Raw genomic sequence first — 22700 nt, forward strand, 5'->3', positions numbered from 1 at the left:
TCTTCGCACCGCTCGCGGGAGCGGCCGCCCGCGGCCCGCACGGAATGAAGCAGGACCATGACGGCAGCAGCGCAGGACGAGAGCACCATCGACCCGGCCGAGGTCGCCCGTTTCGACGCGTTGGCGCGCGACTGGTGGGATCCCAAGGGCCCGATGGCCGTGCTGCATCGCTTCAACCCGGCGCGGCTCGGTTTCGTACGCGATCTGGCCTGCGAGCGCTTTTCGCGGGACGCCAAGGCCGTCCGCCCGCTCGACGGGCTGACGCTGGTGGACATCGGCTGCGGCGGCGGCGTGCTCAGTGAGCCGATGACGCGGCTCGGCGCCCGCGTCACCGGGCTCGACCCCGCCACGACGAATGTCGAGGTGGCGCGCGCCCATGCCCGCACCGCCGGGCTCTCGGTCGACTACCGCAGCGAGACGATCGAATCGGTGGTGGCCGGCGGCGAGCGCTTCGACATCGTGCTGGCCATGGAGGTGGTCGAGCACGTCACCGACATGCGCGCCTTCGTCGATGCCTGCTGCGCGGCGATGAAGCCCGGCGGGCTGCTGGTGATGGCGACGCTCAACCGCACCATGAAATCCTATGCGCTGGCGATCGTCGGGGCCGAATACGTGCTGGGCTGGCTGCCGCGCGGCACGCATGACTGGCAGAAATTCGTCACCCCCGAGGAACTCGAGGAGGCGATCGCGGCGAACGGGCGCGCGGTCACCGCCCGCGAAGGCGTGTCCTACAACCCGCTCGCTGATCGCTGGTCGCGCTCGGCCGATCTCGACGTCAACTACATGCTGGCGGCCGTCCGCACGCCCTGAGCGGTCGGCGCGCGCGCTCCAAGGTCAGTCGCACAGCTATGGTCGGATGCGACGGAGCGAAAGCGTCGTCATGACCAGTTTGCGCGGCCTCTTTCCGCTCCGGAGAAATGATGCCTGGCCGGCCGGCGCAGCGCCCCGTCTCGTGTTGCGTCGCCGCGTAATTCCATAGGAGTATGGCGCGGCGCAGCATCGCTCTTCATGATGCCGGTCAATGCCGCCGGACTGCCTAAGGCGGCGAGGGAGAGAGACCATGCCGAAGCCGGAGAATGCCGGGACTACCGGCCTCAAGGATCTCTACGAGCTCGGCGAGTTGCCGCCGCTGGGCCATGTGCCGGCGAACATGTACGCCTGGGCCATCAGGCGCGACCGCCACGGCCCGCCGCAGGACAGTTTCAAGGTCGAGGTGGTGCCGACATGGTCGATCGGCGAGGAGGAGGTGCTGCTCCTCGTGATGGCCGGCGGCGTCAACTACAACGGCATCTGGGCCGGGCTCGGCCAGCCGATCTCCTCCTTCGACGTGCACAAGGCGCCGTTCCACGTCGCCGGCTCCGACGCTTCAGGCATCGTCTGGGCAGTGGGCTCCAAGGTCCGGCGCTGGAAGGTCGGCGACGAGGTCATCGTCCATTGCAACCAGGACGACGGCGACGACGAGGAGTGCAATGGCGGCGACCCGATGTTCTCGTCGAGCCAGCGCATCTGGGGCTACGAGACGCCGGACGGCTCCTTCGCCCAGTTCTGCCGGGTCCAGTCGCGCCAGCTTATGCCGAAGCCGAAGCACCTCTCCTGGGAGGAGGCGGCCTGCTACACGCTGACGCTGGCCACCGCCTACCGCATGCTGTTCGGCCACGCCCCGCATACCATCAAGCCGGGCGACAATGTGCTGATCTGGGGCGCCTCGGGCGGCCTCGGCGTCTTCGGCGTGCAGCTCTGCGCGGCGTCCGGCGCCAATGCGATCGGCGTGATCTCCGACGAGACCAAGCGCGACTATGTGCTGGGCCTCGGCGCGCGGGCGGTGATCAACCGCAAGGACTTCAACTGCTGGGGCCAGATGCCCACCGTCAACTCGCCCGAATATGACGTCTGGGTGAAGGAGGCGCGCCGCTTCGGCAAGGCGATCTGGGAGGTCACCGGCAAGAAGGACGTCGACATCGTTTTCGAGCATCCGGGCGAGGCGACCTTCCCGGTCTCCTGCCTCGTGGTGAAGCGCGGCGGCATGGTGGTGTTCTGCGCCGGCACCTCCGGCTTCAACATCACCTTCGACGCCCGCTATGTCTGGATGCGGCAGAAGCGCATCCAGGGCTCGCATTTCGCCCATCTCAAGCAGGCCTCGGCGGCGAACCAGTTCGTCATCGACCGGCGGATCGACCCGTGCATGTCCGAGGTCTTCCCCTGGGACAAGATCCCGCTCGCCCACCACAAGATGTGGAAGAACGAGCATGCGCCGGGCAACATGGCGGTGCTGGTCTACGCGCCGCGGCCGGGCCTGCGCACCTATGAGGACGTGGCCGAGGCGCTGGCCGGCTGAGGCGCGTCGCCTGCGGGCCGCACAGGCCCGCACGGCGCGGCCATGGGGCGACAGCCGCGCCGACCCGGCGTATCAGGCCGGCAGAGGTCGGCCCGATGTTCGATTCCCCGCTCTTCCTGCGGCTGTCGCCGCTGATCTTCACGCTGCTCTGGTCCAGCGGCTGGGTGGTGGCCGGCTATTCGGCCCGCTATGCCGACGCGCTGACATTGCTCGTCATCCGCTTCGGGCTGGCCGGCATCCTGATCGCCGCCATCGCGCTCGCGGTCGGCGCGCCCTGGCCGCGGAGCCGCCGCGCGCTGTTCGACTGCGTCGTCGCCGGCATCCTGCTGCACGGGATCTATCTCGGCGGTCTGTGGTGGGCGGTGCGCCATGGGCTGCCCGCCGGCATTTCCGGCCTGATCGCCGGCCTCCAGCCGATTCTCACCGCGCTGTTCGCCCCGCTGATCGTCGGCGAGCGCATCTCGGCGCTGCGCTGGGGCGGCATCCTCTGCGGCTTCCTCGGCATCGGGCTGGTGCTGCAACCCAAGCTCGCCGGCGTGGCGCCGGGCGCGCTCGCCACCGTGCTGGTGCCGGTGATCGCCAATGTCATCGGCATGGTCGCGGTCACCATGGGGTCCTTCTGGCAGAAGGCCCGCATCGTCTCCGGCGACCTGCGCACCGTCACCGCGGTGCAGTACGCCGCCGCCTGCCTGTTCATCCTGCCCTTCGCCTGGTGGCTCGAGCCGATGCGGGTCGAGTGGAACCTGACCATGTGGCTGGTGCTGGCCTGGTCTGTCCTGGCGCTGTCGCTCGGCGGGATCGGGCTCTATCTCGTGCTGATCCGCCGCGGGCAGGTCGCCCGCATCGCGACCTTCCTCTATCTCGTGCCGCCGGCCGTCGCGGTCGAGGCCTGGCTGCTCTTCGGCGAGCAGCTTTCGCCGGTCCAGCTGGCCGGCATGGCGGTGGTGGTGCTGGGCGTGGTGCTCGCCAGCCGAAAGTAGGCCGCCGCGCCGGCGAAACGGCGCTTTCGCCGCGCCTGGTCCCTGGCCTATGCTGCGCCGCAATACCAGGGAGAGAGACATGACCGCCACGACCTCCGCCCCAGGGGCAGGGCGCGACGCCGTCGCGCTGATCGCCGCGGCGCTGCCCGGTTTCGAGACGCTGCTGGAGCAGGCCGTGGCGGCGCTGCGGGCGCGGGTCGTGGTCGACGGGCGGGTCTCCGCCGAGCGGCTGGAGGCCGAGCAGCACGCCGCGCACGGCCTGTCCTGGCTCGCGACCTATGTCATGGCGCTGCGCGAGCTCGCGGCCTATGGCGGGCGGCTGCAGGCGGAGGACCGCTACGGCGCGATCGAGGATTGCGCCATCCGCATCGGCGCCGGCGAATATGCGGCGCAGATCTTCGGCGGTATCCCGATGAGCCAGGGCGAGATCGTGCGCCTGCCGGCGCTCGGCCTCTCCGCGGAAGCGGTGTCGGCTGCCTGCTCGGACGCCGCCGAGGCGCTGATCGCGCAGGGCAACACCGCCGAGAACCGCGCCCGCTTCGTCGCGCTGTTCAGCCAGGCGCAAGGGCTGGCCAGCGTCGGCGATCCCGGCCTCGACGAGACGCTGGAGGCGATCCGCAGCGAGATGCGCCGCTTCTGCGAGACGGAAGTGACGCCGCATGCCCACAGCTGGCATCTGGAGAACGCCTATATCCCGCTGCCGGTGATCGAGCAGATGGCGGAGCTCGGCGTCTTCGGCCTCACGATTCCCGAGGAATTCGGCGGCATGGGCCTGTCCAAGGTCTCGATGTGCGTCGTCTCGGAGGAGCTGTCGCGCGGCTATGTCGGCGTCGGCTCGCTCGGCACCCGCTCCGAGATCGCCGCCGAGCTGATCCTCAATGGCGGCACTGCCGAGCAGAAGGCGCATTGGCTGCCGCGCATCGCCTCGGGCGAGATCCTGCCGACCGCCGTCTTCACCGAGCCCAATACCGGCTCCGATCTCGCCAGCCTGCGCACCAAGGCGGTGAAGCGCGGGGAGGGCGACGCGGCGTTCTGGAGCGTCCACGGCAACAAGACCTGGATCACCCATCCCGTCCGCGCCGACATCATGACGCTGCTGGTGCGCACCGATCCCGATGCGCCGGGCTATCGCGGCCTGTCCATGCTGATCGCCGAGAAGCCGCGCGGCAGCGACGCCGAGCCGTTCCCCGTCGCCGGGCTGACCGGCGGCGAGATCGAAGTGCTCGGCTATCGCGGCATGAAGGAATACGAGCTGGCCTTCGACGGGTTCGAGGTCAAGGCCGGGAACCTGCTCGGCGGCGTCGAGGGGCAGGGCTTCAAGCAGCTGATGCAGACCTTCGAAGCGGCGCGCATCCAGACCGCGGCGCGGGCCGTCGGCGTGGCGCAGTCGGCCTTCGATCTCGGCCTGCGCTATGCGCAGGAGCGCATCCAGTTCGGCAAGCCGCTGATCGCCTTCCCGCGCGTCGCCGACAAGCTGGCAATGATGGCGGCCGAAATCCTGATCGCCCGCCAGCTCACCTATTTCGCCGCGCGCGAGAAGGACGCGGAGCGTCGCTGCGATCTCGAGGCCGGCATGGCCAAGCTGCTCGCCGCCCGCGTCGCCTGGGCCGCGGCCGACAATGCGCTGCAGATCCATGGCGGCAACGGCTTCGCGCTGGAGTACCCGGTCAGCCGCGTGCTCTGCGACGCCCGCATCCTCAACATCTTCGAGGGCGCGGCCGAAATCCAGGCGCAGGTGATCGCGCGCCGGCTGGTCGAGGGCGCCTGAGGCCGCCGGCTCAGCCCTCGGCCGGGGCCGCGGCGACCGGCAGCGCCTGCGCCGTCCCCGCCTTGGCATAGCGCTTGGCCAGCACGGCGCAGGCGATCAGCTGGATCTGGTGGAACAGCATCAGCGGCAGCACCACCATGCCGACCTGCGGCCCGGCGAACAGAATGCCGGCCATTGGCAGGCCCGAGGCCAGGCTCTTCTTCGAGCCGCAGAAGACGATGGCGATCTCGTCGGCGCGGGAGAAGCCGAGCAGGCGCGACAGGCCGGTGGTGCCGGCCAGCAGCACGCCGAGCAGCGCGAGATTGACCGCGGCCAGGATCGCCAGCTGCGTCCAGCCGATCTGCTGCCAGATGCCCTGCTTCACGCCCTCACCGAAGGCGGTGTAGACCACCAGCAGGATCGAGCTGCGGTCGACCGGGCCGAGGATGCGCTTGTGGCGCGCCAGCCAGTCGCCGATCAGTGGCCGCGCCGCCTGCCCGGCGGCGAAGGGCAGCATCAGATGCAGCAGGATGTCGCCCAGCGCGCCGGCGGAGACGCCATGGCCCTGCGGGGTCAGCAGCAGGGCGGTCAGCAGCGGCGTCACGATCATCCCGAGCAGGTTCGACAGCGTCGCCGCGCACAGCGCCGCCGGGACGTTGCCGCCGGCGATCGAGGTGAAGGCGATCGAGGACTGCACCGTCGAGGGCAGAACCGAGAGATAGATCAGCCCGGTCCAGAGCGGCGCCGGCAGCAGCTCCGGCAAGGCCGCGCGCAGCCCCAGCACCAGCGCGGGGAAGACCAGGAAGGTCACCGCGACGACCAGCCCATGCAGGCGCCAGTGCTTCAGCCCGTCGAGCGCAGCCTGCGGGGCGAGCCGCGCGCCGTACAGGAAGAACAGCAGCGCGATCGCCAGATTGGTCGCGATCTCGAGCAGGTCGGCGCCGCTACCCCGCGCCGGGAAGACCGAGGCGAGCGCCACCGTGGCGAAGAGCGCCATCAGGAAGGGATCGGGCTTGAAACGGGCGAGGGACATGCGGGAGCGCGCCTGAAGTTGCGTGAGGCTCCTCATCTAGGCTGGGCGCTTGCATCACGGAACGCTGGCTGGTTGGATAAGTGTCATTGCAATTCGTAATGAGCGCACGGTGTCCGAGCCTTTCGAGCCTGTCCTGCTGCGCAGCTTCGTGGCCGTCGTCGAGGCGGGCGGCTTCACCCGCGCCGCGGCGGGGCTCGGCCTCGGCCAGCCGGCGGTGAGCCAGCATGTGCGCAAGCTGGAAAAGGCCGCCGGCCGCCAGCTTCTGCGCCGCGACACCCATTCTGTGGCGCCGACCGCGGATGGCGAGGCGATGCTCGGCTTCGCCCGCCAGATTCTCGCCGCCGACGCCCGCGCCCGCGGCTTCTTCGGTGGCACGGTAGTGCGCGAGCGGCTGCGTTTCGGCGCTTCCGAGGATTTCGTGCTGTCGGGCCTGCCCGGGCTGCTGCGCGACTTCGTGCGCGGCCATCAGAGCGTCGATCTCGAACTGACGGTCGGGCTCAGCGAACTGCTCTACGAGCAGCTCGACCATGGCGCGCTCGACCTGATCTTCTGCAAGCGGCGCGAGGGCGATGAGCGCGGCCGGTCGGTCTGGCATGACGAGATCGGCTGGATCGGCGGCGAGCGTGCGCACGATCCCGACCAGCCGGTACCGCTGGTGCTCTATCCGCCGCCGAGCGTCTCGCGCGAACTCGCCATCGCGACTTTGGACCGCGCCGGCCGCGCCTGGCGGATCGCCTGCACCTCCGGCAGCCTCAGCGGCCTCTCGGCGGCGGTGCAGGCCGGGCTCGGCGTGATGCCGCATTCGCGCAGCCTGATGCCGGCCGGGCTGGTCGACGTCACGGCGACGAGCGGCCTGCCGGCGCTGGGCGAGGTCGAGTTCGTGGTGGTCGGCTCGGCGCGTCGGCTGCGCGGAGCGGCGGCCGATCTGGCGCAGGCGCTGGTCGAGGGCGGGGCGCGTCTCGCCGCCGGTCCGCGTCGCGGGCGCTGATCAGGCGGGCAGCGGGCGCGCCGTTCCCTCCATGCGGACGCGGCCGTCGGCGCCTTCCGTCCAGGTGAGGACGCTGCCATCTGGCCGGCTCGCCGCCTTCACCCGGAAGGGCTCCCCGGCGATCAGCGGCGCGAGGCCACGATAGTCGAGCGCGAGGCTGCGCGTGCCGGTCAGCGTCGCGGCGATGTTGAGCAGCAGCGTCGCCTGGATCGGCCCGTGCACCACCAGCCCGGCGTAGCCTTCGATGCCGATGACATAGGGCATGTCGTAATGGATGCGGTGACCATTGAAGGTCAGGGCCGAATAGCGGAACAGCAGCACCGGGGAGGCGTCGACCGTCCAGCTCAGATCGGCGGCACGCGGCTCGGCAGGGGCGGCGGCTTTCGGCGGGGCTGAGGCGCCGGGCGTCGCCGCCTCGCGATAGACGATGTCGTGCCGCTCGCGCAGCGCGACGCCGCGCGGCGTGACGATCTCGTGTGCCACCGCGACGAAGCAGAGCGGGCCGCTGCGCCCGTCCTTGGCGGTGATGTCGCCGATCGTCGAATGGCGGGTCACCGTCTCGCCGGTCAGCAGCGGTCCGTGGCTCTCGATCCGCCCGCCGGCCCACATGCGCCGCGGCAGCGGCACCGGCGGCAGGAAGCCGCCCTTGCTGGGATGGCCGTCCTCGCCGAGCGCCGCCATCGGCGCGATCGGCGGTGCGAGGCACCAGTGCAAAGCGAGCGGCGCCTCGCCCTCGGGGCAGGGCGCCAGATGCGGGGCGAAGGTCGCGGCGAAGCTTTCGACGAGGCGCGGCGTGACGATGTCCGACGACTCCTCGCGGCGGCCGGTCCACTGGGAGAGATGCGACAGGTCGAGTGTCATCAATAGGACCGCGGCAGGCCGAGCACGTGCTCGGCGAGATAGGACAGGATCAGGTTGGTCGATATCGGCGCCACCTGGTAGAGCCGCGTCTCGCGGAACTTGCGCTCGACGTCGTACTCCTCGGCGAAACCGAAGCCGCCATGCGTCTGCACGCAGGCATTGGCGGCCTCGAAGGAGGCGTCCGCCGCCAGCATCTTGGCCATGTTCGCTTCCGCGCCTGGGTTCTCGCCCGCCTCATAGAGCGCGATCGCCTCGCGCACCATCAGCTCGGCGGCGCGCATATTGGCGTAGGCCTTGGCGATCGGGAACTGGATGCCCTGGTTCTGGCCAATCGGCCGGCCGAAGACATGGCGCTCCTTCGCATAGGTGGAGGCCTTGTCGATGAACCATTTGGCGTCGCCGACGCATTCGGCTGCGATCAGGATGCGCTCGGCGTTCATACCGGAGAGGATGTAGCGGAAGCCCTTGCCCTCCTCGCCGACGAGATTGGCCGCCGGCACCGTGACGTTGTCGAAGAACACCTCGGTGGTGGCGTGGTTCATCATGGTGCGGATCGGCCGGATGGTGAGGCCGTCCTTCAGCGCCTCGCGCATGTCGAGGATGAAGACCGAGAGCCCGTCGGTGCGCTTGGCGACCTGCTCGCGCGGCGTGGTGCGGGCGAGCAGCAGCATCAGGTCGGACTGCGCGGCGCGGCTCGTCCAGATCTTCTGGCCGTTGATCACGTAGCGGTCGCCCTCGCGCCGCGCCGTGGTGCGCAGTGCGGTGGTGTCGGTGCCGCTGGTCGGCTCGGTGACGCCGAAGGCCTGCAGCCTGAGTTCGCCCGAAGCGATCTTCGGCAGGTAGCGGCGCTTCTGCTCGTCGCTGCCATGGCGCAGAACCGTGCCCATCACATACATCTGCGCATGGCAGGCGGCACCGTTGCAGCCCTGCCGCTGGATCTCCTCCATGATCACGGCCGCCGCCGAGAGCGGCAGGCCGGCGCCGCCGAATTCCTCGGGGATCAGCGCCGAAAGGAAGCCGCTCTCGGTGAGCGCGGCGACGAACTCGGCCGGATAGGCCATCTCGCGGTCGAGCCTGCGCCAGTACTCGCCGGGGAAATCGGCGCAGAGGCGGGCGACGGCGTCGCGGATCTCGGCATGGGCTTCGCTCATGCCCGCGCGCTCCGGGCCGCCGGCGCGAATTCGCGCCGCAGCGCCTCGTCATGGGCGCCGAGCGCCGGCACGGGCTTCAGCCGCGTGCGCTCGCCGTCGACGATCGCCGGCGGCGCCAGCACCGAGACGGGGCCGTTCGGCGTGCCGACCTCGAGCGTCGTGGCGGCGGGATGGTCGATCAGGTCGCCGACGCTGGAGACCGTGCCATAGGCGATGCGGGCCGCATCGAGGGCCTGCGCCGTCTCCGCGAAGCTGCGGTGGGAGAGGATCGCCTGCATCGCCGCCTGCAGCGCCGGGCGGTTGCGTACTCTCAGCACGTTGCTGGCGAAGCGCGGATCGGCCGCCAGCGCCGCATCGCGCAGCACCTCCTCGACCAGGATGCGCCATTCCCGTTCGCTCTGGATCGAGAGCAGAATCTCGGCGTCGGCCAGCCCGAACACGCCATAGGGCGCGATCGAGGGATGGGCGAGGCCGAGCCGCGGCGGCTCGATGCCGCCATAGCGCCGTGTCAGATAGGGCACGTTCATCTGGTCGGCGACAGTGTCGAACAGCGACAGCGCGATATGCGAGCCCTTGCCGGTGCGCGCCCGCCGCAGCAGCGCCTCGAGGATCGCGGCATAGGCGGCGTTGCCGGTGGCGATGTCCACGATTGAGATGCCGATGCGCGTCGCGCCCGATTCGGCGCTGCCGGTGATCGCGGCCAGCCCCGCCTCGGCCTGGATCAGCAGGTCGTAGGCCTTGCGGGTGTAATGCGGCGTGCCGGGCGCATAGCCGGAGATGTCGCAGGTGATCAGGCGCGGATAGCGGGCGCGCAGCGCCTCGCTGCCGATGCCGAGGCGGCCGGCGGCACCGGGCGCGAGATTCTGCACGAAGACGTCGGCCTGCCCCAGCATCGTCTCGACCATGGCAAGGTCGGTCGGGTCCTTGAGGTCGACCCGGCAGGATTGCTTGCCGCGGTTGATCCAGACGAAATAGGAGGACAGCCCGTTGGCGTAGTCGTCATAGCCGCGCGAGAAGTCGCCCTCGGCGCGCTCCAGCTTGATGACGCGGGCGCCGGCATCGGCCAGCCGGCAGGTCGCCAGCGGCGCGGCCACGGCCTGCTCCAGCGCGACCACGAGTATCCCTTCGAGTGCGTCGGCCATCCTCAACCCATTGCCCTGTTCCAGCGGGCGGCGTCGTGCCGTCCCCGTCATCCGTCACGGTCGTCGAAAGCCGAGACGGAACCGGCCGGCTTGCCCAAGTCAAATAGCGTTTTACGATGGCGGCCATAGGCTCCAGCCGTGCCTGGCCGGCATGGCGCCTATAGTAAAAGCCTATGGGGTGCATCGCTTTATCCTACTTGCCGCCCCGGCGGCGCTGTGCGCCCCTTCAGCCACGGGCCAGGCGTCGCGAAGAGCGCCGTGCCGTGTCGAAAACGGTTCGAGGAGGAGCGTCATGACCAGGATGAAATGGGGCGCGATGGCCCTTGCGGGAGCGCTGATGGCGCTGCCGGCCGCCGCGCAGGACAAGCCGAAGGAGCTGGTGGTCGGCATCGCCACCTTCCTCTCGGGACCGGCCTCGGTCTTCGGCGTGCCGGGCCGCAACGCCGCCGATCTGCTGATCGAGGAGATCAACGCCAAGGGCGGCATTCTCGGCGTGCCGGTGAAGCCGGTCTATGTCGACGAGGGCGCCGGCACCAACCAGCTGCTCTCCGAATATCGCCGCGTCGTGCAGGAGCAGGGCGCGCAGGTGATGCTGGGCGCGATCTCGTCCGGCTCCTGCAACGCGCTGGCGCCGGTCGCGGAGGACCTCAAGGTCGTCAACGTGATGTGGGACTGCGGCACGCAGACCATCTTCGAGGACGGCAAGTGGAAGTATTCCGTCCGCACCCAGGGCCATGCCGGCGCCGAGATGATGGCGACGCTGCTCTACCTGATGAAGGCCAAGCCGGACTTCAAGACGATCGCGGTCGTCAACCAGGACTACGCCTGGGGCCGTGAGTCCTGGGCGCTGTTCCAAGCCGGGCTCAAGGCCTTGAAGCCCGATGTGAAGGTGGTGGCAGAGCTCTTCCCGAAGTTCGGCGCGCCCGACTTCTCCACCGAGATCACCCGCCTCTCGGCGCTGCGCCCGGACGTTGTGCTCTCGACCTCCTGGGGCGGCGATCTCGACACCTTCGTGCAGCAGGCGGCGGCCCGCGGCCTGCTGAAGCAGTCGACCTTCGTGCTGCCGCTGGCCGAGAGCTCGCTGGAGCGGCTGGGCGGCGTGCTGCCCGAGGGCGTGATCGTCGGCGCGCGCGGCGACCATTACTGGCGCCATCCGAAGACCAAGGACACGCCGGAGATGCAGGCCTTCGTCAAGAAGTACCGCGACAAGACCGGCGTCTATCCGATCTACCCGACCTTCCATATGCAGCAGGCCCTGACCGGCCTCGTCGCGGCCTATGACAAGGCGGGCAAGGCCGCTGGCGGCAAATGGCCGACCAAGGAGCAGGTGATCGCCGCCTTCGAGGGGCTGGAGTTCAAGTCGCTCACCGGCACGATCTCGATCCGCTCCGACCATCAGGGCCTCGAGGACCAGATGCTCGGCACCACCAAGCGCGTGCCGGACTATCCCTTCGCGGTCTACGACAAGATGGCGATCTATCCCGGCAAGCTGGTGACGACGCCGGTCGGAGAGAAGTCGCTCGACTGGTTCGCCAAGGTGAAGCCGGACCTCGTCACCGACAAGTCGATCGAGACCTTCGACTACGCGAAGTGAGGCAGGTCGCCTCCCGCGCCTGAACGCGGGCAGGGCGGGGCGATCCGAAAGCCGCTGCTAGCGGCGCGGGTCGTCCCGCCGGCCCGGCCGCCCTGCGGCGCCACGCGAAGCGCTTGAATCGAAATCTGAAGAACGGACGGCATGGCTCCAGAAATGCTCCTCCTGGCCGCGCTCGACGGCCTGGCCTATGGCTCGCTGATCTTCCTGGTCGCGGTCGGGCTGTCGCTGATCTTCGGCGTCCTCGGCATCATCAACGTCGCCCATGGCTCGTTCTACGCCATCGGCGCCTATGTCGCCGCCGCCGGGGTGCTCGCCATCGGCTCGGCCAACCTGCCGACGTGGCTCGCTTTCCCGATGCTGCTGATCGCCGCCGTGCTGGTCGGCGTCGTGCTCGGCGGGCTGACCGAGATGATCCTGCTGCGCCGGATCTACGGCAAGGAGGAGGTGCTGCAGCTCATCGTCACCTTCGCCGTCTTCATGATCCTCGAGGACGCGCAGAAGGTCGTCTTCGGCGTGCAGCCCTATTTCGCCAACGCGCCGATGAACTGGCTCGGCACGGTCGAGGTCTTCGGCATCTACTACACCAGCTACCAACTCCTGCTGATGCCGCTGGTGGCGCTGGCCGTCCTGCTCGGCCTGCGCTTCTTCCTGCGCCGCACCAGCTTCGGCCGCGCCATCGTCGCGGTGACGCAGGATCGCGAGGCGGCGACCGCCATGGGCATCGACGCCGCGCGGGTTTACCTGATCACCTTCATCATCGGCGCCTCGCTGGCGGCCTTGGGCGGGGCGCTCGCCTCCGCCACCACCTCGCTGACGCCCGGCATCGGCGCCGGCACGCTGGTGCTCTCCTTCGCCGTCGCGGCGACGGCCGGCCTCGGGCGCATCGAGGGCGCCGCGGTGGCGGCGCTGCTGATCGGCCTCGGCCGCTCGGTCGCAGTGTATTTCGCGCCGGAATTCGACGTTCTCATCCCCTATCTGATCATGATGATCGTGCTGCTGGTCCGGCCGCAGGGCCTGTTCTCGACCCTGCAGACGAGGAAGGTCTGACCATGCGCCAGCTCGTCATCGGCGCGGTCCTGATCGTCGCGCTCGCCGTCTTCCCGCTGTTCTCGCCCTGGTCCACCGTCATCCTGACGCTGGCGCTGTGCGAGGGGCTGGCGGCGCTCGGCATCCTCGTCCTGCTGCGCGCCGGGCAGGTCTCCTTCGGCCACGGCCTGTTCTTCTCCTTCAGCGCCTATGCCGTTGCCTTCCTCGCCACGGCCCGGCTCGGCCATGAGGCGCTGGTGCTGATCCCGGTCGGCATGGCGGCCTCGGGGCTTCTGGCGGCGATCGTCGGCCTGTTCGTCGTGCGCTACCGCGCGATCTTCTTCGGCATGCTCAACCTCGCCATCTCGATGGTGTTCTTCTCGCTGCTGGAGAAACTGTTCTCGATCACCGGCGGCGCCGACGGCAAGCGCGTGCCGCGGCCGACCTTCGCCGGCATCGAGCTCGGGCGCGAGCAGTTCGAGCTGACAATCTTCTATCTCACGCTCGTGCTGGCGATCGTCGCGGCCCTCTTCGTCGCGCGCTATCTGCTCTCGCCCGGCGGCAAGGCGCTGGAGGCGATCAAGTCGAACGAGACGAGGCTCGAATATCTCGGCGTCTCGCCGCGCAAGGTGCTCTATGGCGCCTATGTGCTTTCCGGCCTGCTGGCGGGGCTTGGCGGGGCGGTGATCGCGCTGGTCTCCGGCCATGTCACGCCGGAGCTGGCCTATTGGGTCCGCTCAGGCGAGTTCGTCTTCATCGCGATCCTCGGCGGCATCGGCGGCGTCGCCGGGCCGTTCCTCGGCGCGCTGATGTTCAAGATCATCCGCGGCTATGCGGCGGTCTACGCGCCCGAGACCTGGCACGCCGTGCTCGGCATCATGCTGCTGGCGATCATCTTCTTCGCCCCGGCGGGGCTGTTCGGCATCCTCTCCGGCAAGCTGGGCCGGGCCGTGCGCAGGGAGGGCGGCCAGTGAGCGCCATTCTCGAAGCAGACGACCTCAACCTGCGCTTCGGCGGCGTCCAGGCCGCCGCGGGCGCCACGCTGACGGTGCGCGCCAACGAGCGCATCGCGATCATCGGGCCGAACGGGGCCGGCAAGACCACCTTCATCAACCTGTGCACCGGCTATCTCAAGCCGCAATCGGGCCGGGTGATCTTCGACGGGCGCGACGTGACGCGGCTGTCGCCGCGCGCCATCACGCGGCTCGGCATCGGCCGCTCCTTCCAGATTCCGCAGCTCTTCCTCGACAACACGGTGATCGACAACCTGCTGCTGGCGCTGAGCGCGCGCGAGGGCAGCTGGTCGCCCTTCCTCGTGATGGAGCGGCATCCCAAGGCGGAGGAGATGTGGGAGCTGCTGGAACTCGTCGGCCTGCGCGACATCGGCGACCGCGTCGTGCGCGAGCTGCCCGAGGGCATGCGCAAGCTGATCGACATCGCCGTGGCGCTGGCACTCGAACCGAAGCTGATCTTCATGGACGAGCCGACCAGCGGCGTCTCCTCGACCGAGAAGTTCCAGGTGATGGACACGCTGACCCGCGTGCTCGACGCACGCGCCACCACCGCCGTCTTCGTCGAGCACGACATGGACGTCGTCGCCCGCTACGCCAACCGCGTCGCGGTCTGGTCGGGCGGGCGCATCGCGCTGGAGGGCACGCCGGAGGAGGTGCTGAACCATCCCGACGTGCTGGAGACCGTGATCGGGGTGGGAGTCTGAGCCATGCTGGAGATCAGGGATCTCTCCGCCGAGATCGAGGGCGTGCAGGTGCTGCGCCGGGCCTCGCTCTCGCTGGCCGATGGGGCGACGGTGGCGCTGATCGGGCGCAACGGCGCCGGCAAGACCAGCCTGCTGCGCGCCATCATGGGCTTCATGACCGTGACCGGCGGCGCCATCAGCTTCGACGGCGCGCCGCTCGACCGGGTCAAGCCGCATGAGCGCCCGCGGCTCGGCATCGGCTACGCGCCGGAGGACCGGCGGCTGTTCTCGAGCTTCTCGATCGAGGAGAATATCCGCCTGCCGGCCGAGGTGATGAAGCTGCAAGCGGCCGAGATTGCCCGCCGGCTCGACGGCATCTACGCCGTGCTGCCTGAGCTCGCCGACCTGCGCCACCGGCCGGCGGCCGGGCTCTCCGGCGGGCAGGGCAAGATGGCGGCGCTGGCGCGGGCGCTGATGGTCGGCAGCCGGGTGATCCTGCTGGACGAGCCCTTCCAGGGGCTCGCCCCGGTGCTGGCCAATCGCTACGCCGCCGCGCTGCGCACATTGCGCGACAGTCATCCCGACATCGCGCTGCTGATCACCGAGTCCAATCCCAGCCTGTTGCGCAGCTTCGCCGAGAAGGCCTATGCCATCGAGCGCGGCGAGGTCAGCGAGACCGTGCTGGCCGCAAGCTCGCTCGCCGCGGCCGGGCTGCACTGACGGGCGCGTGGGTGGCCGGCGCGCCCGCTGCCGGCCCCTGCTTCGGGAGACCTCCATGAGCGATCACGTCAGCGGCGCCACGGGCGCCGGCCGGCCCGGCGACAGCATGGCCGAGATCGAGGCCGCCTTCGCCCCGCTCGCCGGGCGGCGCATCCTCGATATCGGCTGCGGGCCGGGCCGCCTGGTCGCGGCGCTCGCCAGGCGCGGCGCGGTCGTGACCGGCGTCGATCCCGAGCCCGGGGCGGTTGCGGAGGCGCGCGCGCTGGTGTCGGACGCCGACATCCGCCAGGCCGGGGCCGAGGCACTGCCCTTCGTGGACGCCGCCTTCGACGGCGCGATCTTCCTCAACAGCCTGCATCATGTCCCGCTCGACGGCATGGATCGCGCGCTCGCCGAGGCGCTGCGCGTCGTCGGTCCGGCGGGAACGCTGCTGGTGATCGAGCCGCTGCCGCAGGGCCCGTTCTTCGAGGCGCTGCGACCTTTGGAGGACGAGACCGCGGTCAGGCTCGCCGCGCAGGATGCGCTCGCCGCCTTCGCCGCCGGCCCCGCCGATCTGGTCGACCTGCGCGAATGGGACCGGATCGAGCGCTTCGCCTCGCTGGACGTCTTCCTGGAGCGCATCGTCGCGGCCGATCCGGCCCGGCGCGACCTGCTGGACGCGGCGCGCCCCGAGATCGCCCGACGCTTCGAGGCGCATGGCGAGCCCGGCCCGCAAGGGCGCATGCTCGCCCAGCCGATGCGGATGCACCGCTTCCGGCAGGCGCGCGGCTGAGGCCGCCGCCCGCCGGCACGTCTCACATCTGCATGCCTCACATCTGGATGACGTGGCGGATGGTGCGGCCCTCGTGCAGCGCGTCGAAGCCCTCGTTGATCTCGTCGAGCGAGCTCGAACTGGTCCAGAGCTTGTCCACGGGCAGGCGCCCGCGCTGGTAGAGTTCGACGAAGCGGGGAATGTCGCGCACCGGGATGCAGGAGCCGACATAGGAGCCCTTCAACGTGCGCTCCTCGCCGACGAGGCGGACAGGTGCCAGCGACAGGGTGTGGCCCGGGTTGGCGAGGCCGGCCGTCGTGGTCGTGCCGCCACGCCGGGTGATCTGGTAGGCGAGGTCCAGCGCCTTGACCGAGCCGGCCATCTCCAGCCCGTGGTCGACGCCACCCCTGGTCGCGGCGCGGATCGCCTCGACCACGTCAGGCGCGCCGGCGTTGAACGTGTCGGTCGCGCCGAGTTCGCGGGCGATTGTCAGCTTCTCGTCGGAAAGATCGACTGCGATGACGCGCGAGGCGCCGCAGGCCGCAGCGCCGAGCAGGGCCGACAGCCCGACGCCGCCGAGCCCGACCACCGCGACCGTTTCGCCGGCGCGGACCTTGGCGGTGTTCACCGCGGCGCCGACGCCGGTCAGCACGGCGCAGCCGAACAGGGCGGCGATCTCGTGCGGGATGTCGGCCTCGATCTTCACCAGCGAATGGCGCGACAGCACGGCATGCTCGGCGAAGGCGGAGACGCCGACATGGTGGTGCACCGGCTGGCCTCCGAGTGAGAGCCGGCGTTCGCCGGAGAGCAGCGCGCCGGCGCCGTTGGCGGAGTTACCCGGCTCGCACAGGGCCGGGCGGCCCTCGCTGCACGGGGCGCAATGCCCGCAGGACGGCACGAAGACCATGACGACGCGGTCGCCCTTCTTGAGGTCGTGCACGCCGGGGCCGACGGCCTCGACTTCGCCTGCCGCCTCGTGGCCCAGCACCATCGGCACCGGCCGCGGGCGGTTGCCGTCGATCACCGAGAGGTCGGAGTGGCACAGGCCGGCGGCGCGCACCCGCACCAGCACCTCGCCGTCGCCCGGCGCCGCCAGCTCGACCTCCTCGATGCGCAAGGGGCGCGAGCGCGCGTAAGGGGCGGTGACGGGGCTTTCGTGCAGGACGGCGGCGCGGGTCTTCACGGCGTTTCCTCGGCGGCTCGTTGGCGTGCGATGCGGCTGCCCCGACTGCGGGGAGCCGCTCGTGTCCGGAGCTTCGAGCCGCGTCCGGCCCGTGTCAAAGACGAAAAGCCGATCAGCCGTATAAGGCGGGCGGATCGCCATCCTCGCCCAGGGTCGCGGCCCAGCTTTCGCCGGCGACGAGGCCCCGCAGGATCTCCCAGGAGAGCTGGCCGATGGCGCGTGTCGCGCTCGGCATCGGCCGCTCGGTCGAATAGGCGAGGTAGACCTTGCGGTACATCTGCGGCTGCTCGATCGACCAGGTGCGAAAGACGCCGGCGCGCTCCTGCTCGCGAACCGCCATGCGCGGCAGGATGCCGTAGCCCAGCCCGCGCTCCGCCAGCCGCTTGATCTGGGTGTAGGATTCGATCTCGATCGCCGCCTGGACGCTGGCGCCGATGCTCGCCGCCGCCTCGTCGATCTGGTCGCGCAGGCCGTGGCCGGTGCCGGGCAGGATCAGGTCGAGCCCGGCCGCCGCCTGCAGCGTCACGGGGCTGCCCGGCGCCGCCGTCACCGCCGCGAGGGCGGGCGTGCCGAACAGGCAGAGCTCCTCGGTCAGCACGTGATGGATGCCGAGGCCCTTCGGGTCGGAGGTCGAGTAGATCACCGCGAGATCGACATCGCCGCGGCGCAGCCAGTCGAGCACGAAGCCGCTCATCGCCTCGGCAATGCGGATGCGCACCTCCGGGAAGCGCTCGCGCGCCGCCTCGATCAGCGGCACGCTGAACAGCTCGCTCACCGTGCCCGGCAGGCCGATGCGGACCTCGCCGCCGGGCTGCGCGCTCTCGCCGCGCACCTCGTCCGGCAGCTCGGCGAACTGCGCCAGGATGGCCCGCGCCCGCGCGAGCAGGCGCTCGCCGGCCTCCGTCGGCTGGACGCCGCGTGTGCCGCGATGCAGCAGCGGCACGCCGAGCTCGTCCTCCATATGCCGCAGATGCTGGCTCAGCGCCGGCTGGGCGACCCTGAGCTTGGTCGCCGCCTTCGAGAACGAGCCCTGCTCGACGATGGCCGTGAAATAGCGCAGCTGGCGCAGATCCATCGTCCGACAGGTCTCCCTCTCCACGCGGCCCCTCCGGGGCGGGCCGCAGCTTTCGCTTATGCAGCGTAGAGCGAAGCGCTATTGGCCGTCCACCGGAGACCATGTGCATCCTGCTCGCCCGGCCGGAGCTCCCCCGCTTCGAGGCCGGACCTAGGAAGGCGGCAGCAAGCCCGCTTCATCAGGAGGATCGCCATGTCCTATCCGCTCACCCAGCCCGCCAGTCGCCGCGGTTTCCTGTCCGGCGCGGCAGCGCTCGCCTTTGCCGGACCGGCCTTGACCTCGGCTGCGCCGGCCTTCGCCAAGGCGCCGATCGACAAGACGCAGGCCCCGTATTTCTATCGATTCGCCCTTGGCAACGCCGAGGTCACCGTCGTGTCGGACGGGCCGCTGCCGCTGGGCGACCCCGGCAGCAACTTCCTCGGCGTCTCGAAGGAGCAGGTCTCCCAGATGCTGTCGAGCAACTTCCTGCCGACGGACAATGTCGTGCTCGAGCAGAACGTGCCGATCGTCAATTTCGGCGACCGGCTGGTGGTGTTCGACACCGGCATGGGCTTCTCCAAGGCCTTCGGGCCGACCACCGGGCGCCTGCTGAAGAGCATGCAGGAGGCGGGCATCAAGCCGGCCGACGTCGACGCCATCGTCTGCAGCCACGCCCATATCGACCATATCGGCGGCATCTGCACCGAGGACGGCAAGGCGATCTTCCCCAACGCGCAGATCTATATCAGCCAGCTCGATTTCGATTTCTGGACCGACGAGGGCAAGCTCGGCTCGCCCCTCAAGGCCTTCATCGAGCATGCGCGCAAGAACCTGCTGCCGGTGCGCGACCGCATCGTCTTCTTCAAGGACGAGCAGGAGTTCCTGCCGGGCGTGCAGGCGCTGGCGGCGCCGGGCCATTCGATCGGCCACCACATCTTCAAGGTCGCCTCGGGCGGCAAGTCCTTCGCCTTCCTCGGCGACCTGACGCACCACGCCGTGCTGCTGACCGAGAATCCGCGGCTGGAATTCGCCTATGACCACGATCCGAAGCAGGCGGTGCAGTCGCGCGTGCGGCTTCTGACCATGCTGGCCGAGGAGAAGATGCCGGTGATGTCCTATCACTTCGCCTGGCCGGGCTTCGGCAATCTCGCCAAGGCGGGCGACGGCTTCCGCTACTATCCGGCGCCGATGCAGATGCTGCGCGGCTGAAGCCGCTCCGCGCCGCGGCGTAGCCCAGCCATGCGCCGGTGCGCCTTTCCCGGGCGCACCGGCGTGCCCTAGGCTCTCCCCATAACGACGCCCGCATCCGGGCGCGCCACAGGGGAGGGATCATGGCCGTCATCAGCAGGGTCGAGGCAGGCTTCTATCGCATTCCGCTCGCGGTCGCGGTCAGCGACAGCATGCATGGCGAGATGACGGCCTTCGAGCTGAACACCGTGCGCATCACGGATGCCGACGGTGCCACCGGCGTGGGCTACACCTATACCTGCGGGCGCAACGGCGCCGCCGTCGACGCGATCCTGCGCCGGGAGATCCCCGACCTTTTGGCCGGCGAGGACGCCGACCGCATCGAGCATCTCTGGAACAAGGTCTGGTGGGCGCAGCATTATGGCGGCCGCGGCGGCCCGACCGTGCTGGCGCTCTCGGCCATGGACATCGCGCTGTGGGATCTGAAGGGCGTGCGCCTCGGCCTGCCGCTGTGGAACCTGCTCGGCGGCCATGCCGACCGCGTCAGCTGCTATGCCGGCGGCATCGATCTCGACTACCCGCTCGACCGGCTGCTGGCGCAGACCGACGACAACCTGAAGAAGGGCTTCCGTGCCATCAAGATGAAGGTCGGGCGCAAGCGGCTCTCGGAGGATGTCGAGCGAGTCGCGGCGATGCGCGCCCATCTCGGCGACGGCTTCCCGCTGATGGTCGACGCCAACATGAAATGGACGGCCGACGAGGCGATCCGCGCGGCGCGCGCCTTCCAGCCCCATGAGCTGACCTGGCTCGAGGAGCCGATCATCCCCGACGACGTCGCCGGCCATGCCCGCATCGTCCGCGAGGGCGGCGTGCCGATCGCGGCGGGCGAGAACCTGCGCACGCTGTGGGAATTCAAGCAGCTGGTCGCCACGGGCGGCGTCACCTTCCCGGAGCCGGACGTCACCAATTGCGGCGGCATCACCAGCTTCATGAAGATCGCCCATCTCGCCGAGGCCTGGAACCTGCCGGTGACCTCGCACGGGGCGCACGACGTCACCGTGCACCTGCTGGCCGCCGTCCCGAACGGCGCCTTCCTGGAGGCACACGGCTTCGGGCTCGATCGCTACATCGCCGAGCCGCTGCGCATCGAGGATGGGCTGGCGATCGCGCCCTCGCGTCCGGGGCACGGCATCGTCTTCGACTGGGCCGGGCTCGAGGCCCTGCGCGGCTGAAGCCGGGGCGCTGGCCCCGTCCTGCAGCCCGCCTGCGTCAGAGCACGTCGTGAACCCGCAGCCGCGTGGATTCCATGTGGATGCGGATCACGGTGGCGAGTTGGTCGGCGTCGCGGCGCTCCAGCGCCTCGATCATCTGCTCGTGCTCGGCGACGGCGTCGGCCCATTTGACCTCGCCCTCGTTGCCGATGAAGCGCAGGCGCTTGATGCGGGCCTGCAGCGTGCCATGCATCTCGACCAGCACCTCATTGCCCGAGGCCGCGACGATCGCGCTGTGGATCGCCTGGTTGAGCTTGAAATATTCGAGCCGGTTGCGGCTGGCGTAGTAGCGCATCATCGCGTCGTGCAGGCCGCGAATCTCGGCGATGGTCTCGTCGGGGGCGAGCGCGCAGGCCATGCGCCCGCCGAGCTCCTCGAGCGTCTTCAGCACCTCGAGGATGTTCTTCATGTCGAAGGCGCTGAAGCGGCGGACGATCGCGCCCTTGGCGGGCTGGATCTCGACCAGCCCCTCGCTCGCCAGCGTCTTGATCGCCTCGCGCAGCGGGGTGCGCGACACGCCGAGCTGGGCGCCGACGACGCCCTCGTTGATGCGCTGCCCCGGCGTGAGGCGGCCCTCGATGATCATGTCGCGCAGGCGCTCGAGCACCTCGTCGTGCAGGGTCCGGCGCATGATGCGCGGGATTCCCTCCGCGCTTCCGTCCATCGTTCCCACATCGTTGCTCATCGCCGCTCCTCGCTCCTTGTTGTTGTACGGCATGGCGAATTGGCGCTGTCAACGTGGCGCGACGCCATCCGCTGGCCCTGGCAGTTTCCCCCTCTGCGCGGCTACCTTACGGAAGGCTCGCGCCCGCACTATAGGCATATGTAATTATGCTGCATACAGAATACTTGATCGTCCCGTATGCGCATGATACCCGCCTTCTCATGGATATCGGCCCGCGGCGACGGGCGACCGGGAGGACGAGATGAACACCCAGGCGCAAACCTCTCTGCCAACGATCGCTGTGGCGATGGGCGACCCGTCCGGGATCAGCCCCGAGCTGACCGCCCGCATCCTGGCCGAGGCCGATCTGCGCTCCGCCGCCGACTATGTCGTCTTCGGCGACCTGCGCCTGTTTCAGATGGGCGCCGACGATGCCGGCCTGACGCCCGACCTGCTGGTGATCGGGGAAGGCGACGCCATCCCCGCCGGCGCCGGCAAGCCGGTCTTCGTCGACCTGAAGAACCATGATCCGGCCGATCTGCAGCGCGGCAAGGCGACGCTCGCCGGCGGCAAGGCCGCGACCGACAATTTCCGCCGCGCGCTGCGCCTCGCCGCTGCCGGCCAGGCCGATGCGGTGTTCTTCACGCCGTTCAACAAGGCGGCGATGCGCTTCGCCTATCCGGGCTATGACGACGAGATCCGCTTCGTGCGCGACGCCATCGACTTCGAGGGCGCCGCCAGCGAGTTCAACGTGCTCGAGGGGCTGTGGAACTGCCGCGTGACCTCGCACATCCCGCTCTCCGAGGTGGCGAAGAACATCACCGGCGAGCGCATTCTGCGCGCGCTGACGCTGTCGGACATGAACCTGCGCGCCGCCGGCTTCAACCCGCCGCGCATCGCCGTGGCGGGCATCAACCCGCATGCCGGCGACGGCGGCAATTTCGGTCGCGAGGAGATCGACGTGATCGAGCCGGCGGTGAAGCTCGCCAAGGAGAAGGGCTTCACGGTCGAGGGGCCGTTCCCGTCCGACACCGTGTTCCTGCGCGCCAAGAACGGCGATTTCGACGCCGTGCTGACGATGTATCATGACCAGGGTCAGATCGCGATGAAGCTCATGGGTTTCGATCGCGGCGTCACCCTGATCGGCGGCTTCCCCTTCCCGATTTGCACGCCGGCTCATGGCACGGCCTATGAGATCGCCGGCAAGGGCATCGCCAATCTGGGCGCGACCCGCGCCGCCCTCGCGCTCGCCATCAAGATGGCCGGCGAGAAGAAGGCGGCCTGATCATCGTCCCGGAAGCGGTCGCCAAGAGCCG

21 protein-coding genes are annotated in these 22700 nt (G+C 69.7%); 14 read left to right on the plus strand and 7 right to left on the minus strand.

The annotated features are described in order from the left end of the window. The first annotated feature begins 57 nt into the window (after positions 1–57). From ubiG to ABE438_RS07935, 4 genes are all read left to right on the plus strand, one after another. Positions 58–810: a bifunctional 2-polyprenyl-6-hydroxyphenol methylase/3-demethylubiquinol 3-O-methyltransferase UbiG gene (gene ubiG / locus ABE438_RS07920; protein ID WP_346502038.1), complete on the plus strand. Its 753-nt coding sequence runs from the start codon at positions 58–60 to the stop codon at positions 808–810. Positions 811–1060: 250 nt separating this feature from the next. Continuing rightward, positions 1061–2335 carry a crotonyl-CoA carboxylase/reductase gene (ccrA, locus tag ABE438_RS07925; protein WP_346502039.1) on the plus strand — a complete coding sequence of 425 codons (1275 nt, stop codon included), beginning with the start codon at positions 1061–1063 and terminating at the stop codon, positions 2333–2335. 95 nt (positions 2336–2430) lie between these two features. Continuing rightward, positions 2431–3315: a DMT family transporter gene (locus tag ABE438_RS07930; protein ID WP_346502040.1), complete on the plus strand. Its 885-nt coding sequence runs from the start codon at positions 2431–2433 to the stop codon at positions 3313–3315. Positions 3316–3394: 79 nt separating this feature from the next. Continuing rightward, positions 3395–5083: an acyl-CoA dehydrogenase family protein gene (locus ABE438_RS07935; protein WP_346502041.1), complete on the plus strand. Its 1689-nt coding sequence runs from the start codon at positions 3395–3397 to the stop codon at positions 5081–5083. A gap of 10 nt (positions 5084–5093) precedes the next feature. Here the strand turns inward: ABE438_RS07935 and ABE438_RS07940 are convergent, their stop codons facing one another. Then, positions 5094–6095, minus strand: coding sequence for a bile acid:sodium symporter family protein (locus ABE438_RS07940; RefSeq protein ID WP_346502042.1), 1002 nt, complete (start codon positions 6093–6095; stop codon positions 5094–5096). A 109-nt stretch (positions 6096–6204) separates the two neighbouring features. On the opposite strand from ABE438_RS07940, the gene ABE438_RS07945 reads away from it, so the two are divergent. Beyond that, complete coding sequence (locus ABE438_RS07945) at positions 6205–7083, plus strand: LysR substrate-binding domain-containing protein (protein ID WP_346502043.1); 879 nt, start codon at positions 6205–6207, stop codon at positions 7081–7083. Here the strand turns inward: ABE438_RS07945 and ABE438_RS07950 are convergent, their stop codons facing one another. Genes ABE438_RS07950 through ABE438_RS07960 form a run of 3 tightly spaced genes read right to left on the minus strand, consistent with a single transcriptional unit; the run spans position 7084 to position 10237 of the window. Beyond that, entirely contained in the window at positions 7084–7944 is an 861-nt protein-coding gene (locus ABE438_RS07950) for an HTD2 family dehydratase (protein ID WP_346502044.1), read from the minus strand. It abuts the gene before it with no gap. Beyond that, a complete protein-coding gene (locus ABE438_RS07955) occupies positions 7944–9095 on the minus strand; it encodes an acyl-CoA dehydrogenase family protein (RefSeq protein WP_346502045.1) in 1152 nt (383 codons plus the stop codon). The genes ABE438_RS07950 and ABE438_RS07955 overlap by 1 nt, the downstream gene beginning before the upstream one ends. Next, positions 9092–10237 (minus strand): CaiB/BaiF CoA transferase family protein, encoded by a 1146-nt coding sequence (locus tag ABE438_RS07960; RefSeq protein WP_346502046.1) that lies wholly within the window; start codon positions 10235–10237, stop codon positions 9092–9094. Before ABE438_RS07960 ends, ABE438_RS07955 begins: the two co-directional genes overlap by 4 nt. 292 nt (positions 10238–10529) lie before the next feature. Between ABE438_RS07960 and ABE438_RS07965 the strand changes: the two genes are divergently transcribed. The 6 genes from ABE438_RS07965 to ABE438_RS07990 all read left to right on the plus strand — a co-directional run bounded on the left by ABE438_RS07965 (position 10530) and on the right by ABE438_RS07990 (position 16045). Beyond that, positions 10530–11831, plus strand: coding sequence for an ABC transporter substrate-binding protein (locus ABE438_RS07965; protein ID WP_346502047.1), 1302 nt, complete (start codon positions 10530–10532; stop codon positions 11829–11831). Between the two features lie 153 nt (positions 11832–11984). Further along, positions 11985–12878, plus strand: a complete 894-nt coding sequence (locus ABE438_RS07970) for a branched-chain amino acid ABC transporter permease (protein WP_346502048.1) — start codon at positions 11985–11987, stop codon at positions 12876–12878. A 2-nt stretch (positions 12879–12880) separates the two neighbouring features. Then, positions 12881–13831 carry a branched-chain amino acid ABC transporter permease gene (locus ABE438_RS07975; protein ID WP_346502049.1) on the plus strand — a complete coding sequence of 317 codons (951 nt, stop codon included), beginning with the start codon at positions 12881–12883 and terminating at the stop codon, positions 13829–13831. After that, complete coding sequence (locus ABE438_RS07980; protein WP_346502050.1) at positions 13828–14574, plus strand: ABC transporter ATP-binding protein; 747 nt, start codon at positions 13828–13830, stop codon at positions 14572–14574. Before ABE438_RS07975 ends, ABE438_RS07980 begins: the two co-directional genes overlap by 4 nt. A gap of 3 nt (positions 14575–14577) precedes the next feature. Next, positions 14578–15273: an ABC transporter ATP-binding protein gene (locus ABE438_RS07985; protein ID WP_346502051.1), complete on the plus strand. Its 696-nt coding sequence runs from the start codon at positions 14578–14580 to the stop codon at positions 15271–15273. A 55-nt stretch (positions 15274–15328) separates the two neighbouring features. After that, positions 15329–16045 (plus strand): class I SAM-dependent methyltransferase, encoded by a 717-nt coding sequence (locus ABE438_RS07990; protein WP_346502052.1) that lies wholly within the window; start codon positions 15329–15331, stop codon positions 16043–16045. Between the two features lie 37 nt (positions 16046–16082). Here ABE438_RS07990 and ABE438_RS07995 read toward each other — a convergent pair whose 3' ends face one another. Both ABE438_RS07995 and ABE438_RS08000 read right to left on the minus strand, forming a co-directional pair. Further along, on the minus strand, positions 16083–17207 hold the full coding sequence (locus ABE438_RS07995; RefSeq protein ID WP_346502053.1) for a zinc-dependent alcohol dehydrogenase family protein: 1125 nt from the start codon (positions 17205–17207) through the stop codon (positions 16083–16085). Positions 17208–17319: 112 nt separating this feature from the next. After that, entirely contained in the window at positions 17320–18282 is a 963-nt protein-coding gene (locus ABE438_RS08000) for a LysR family transcriptional regulator (RefSeq protein WP_346502054.1), read from the minus strand. Between the two features lie 192 nt (positions 18283–18474). Here ABE438_RS08000 and ABE438_RS08005 point away from each other — a divergent pair, with 192 nt between their 5' ends. After that, positions 18475–19470 carry an MBL fold metallo-hydrolase gene (locus ABE438_RS08005; protein ID WP_346502055.1) on the plus strand — a complete coding sequence of 332 codons (996 nt, stop codon included), beginning with the start codon at positions 18475–18477 and terminating at the stop codon, positions 19468–19470. Between the two features lie 122 nt (positions 19471–19592). Next, the gene (locus ABE438_RS08010; RefSeq protein ID WP_346502056.1) at positions 19593–20681 is read left to right on the plus strand and encodes a mandelate racemase/muconate lactonizing enzyme family protein; all 1089 of its coding nucleotides are present in this window, start codon (positions 19593–19595) and stop codon (positions 20679–20681) included. A 37-nt stretch (positions 20682–20718) separates the two neighbouring features. Here the strand turns inward: ABE438_RS08010 and ABE438_RS08015 are convergent, their stop codons facing one another. Continuing rightward, positions 20719–21405 carry a GntR family transcriptional regulator gene (locus ABE438_RS08015; RefSeq protein WP_346502057.1) on the minus strand — a complete coding sequence of 229 codons (687 nt, stop codon included), beginning with the start codon at positions 21403–21405 and terminating at the stop codon, positions 20719–20721. A 241-nt stretch (positions 21406–21646) separates the two neighbouring features. On the opposite strand from ABE438_RS08015, the gene ABE438_RS08020 reads away from it, so the two are divergent. Then, positions 21647–22669: a 4-hydroxythreonine-4-phosphate dehydrogenase PdxA gene (locus ABE438_RS08020; protein WP_346502058.1), complete on the plus strand. Its 1023-nt coding sequence runs from the start codon at positions 21647–21649 to the stop codon at positions 22667–22669. The last annotated feature ends 31 nt before the right edge of the window (positions 22670–22700 follow it).

The sequence above is a fragment of the Allobosea sp. TWI1241 genome, from assembly GCF_039673065.1.
In the GTDB taxonomy this organism is placed as follows: domain Bacteria; phylum Pseudomonadota; class Alphaproteobacteria; order Rhizobiales; family Beijerinckiaceae; genus Allobosea.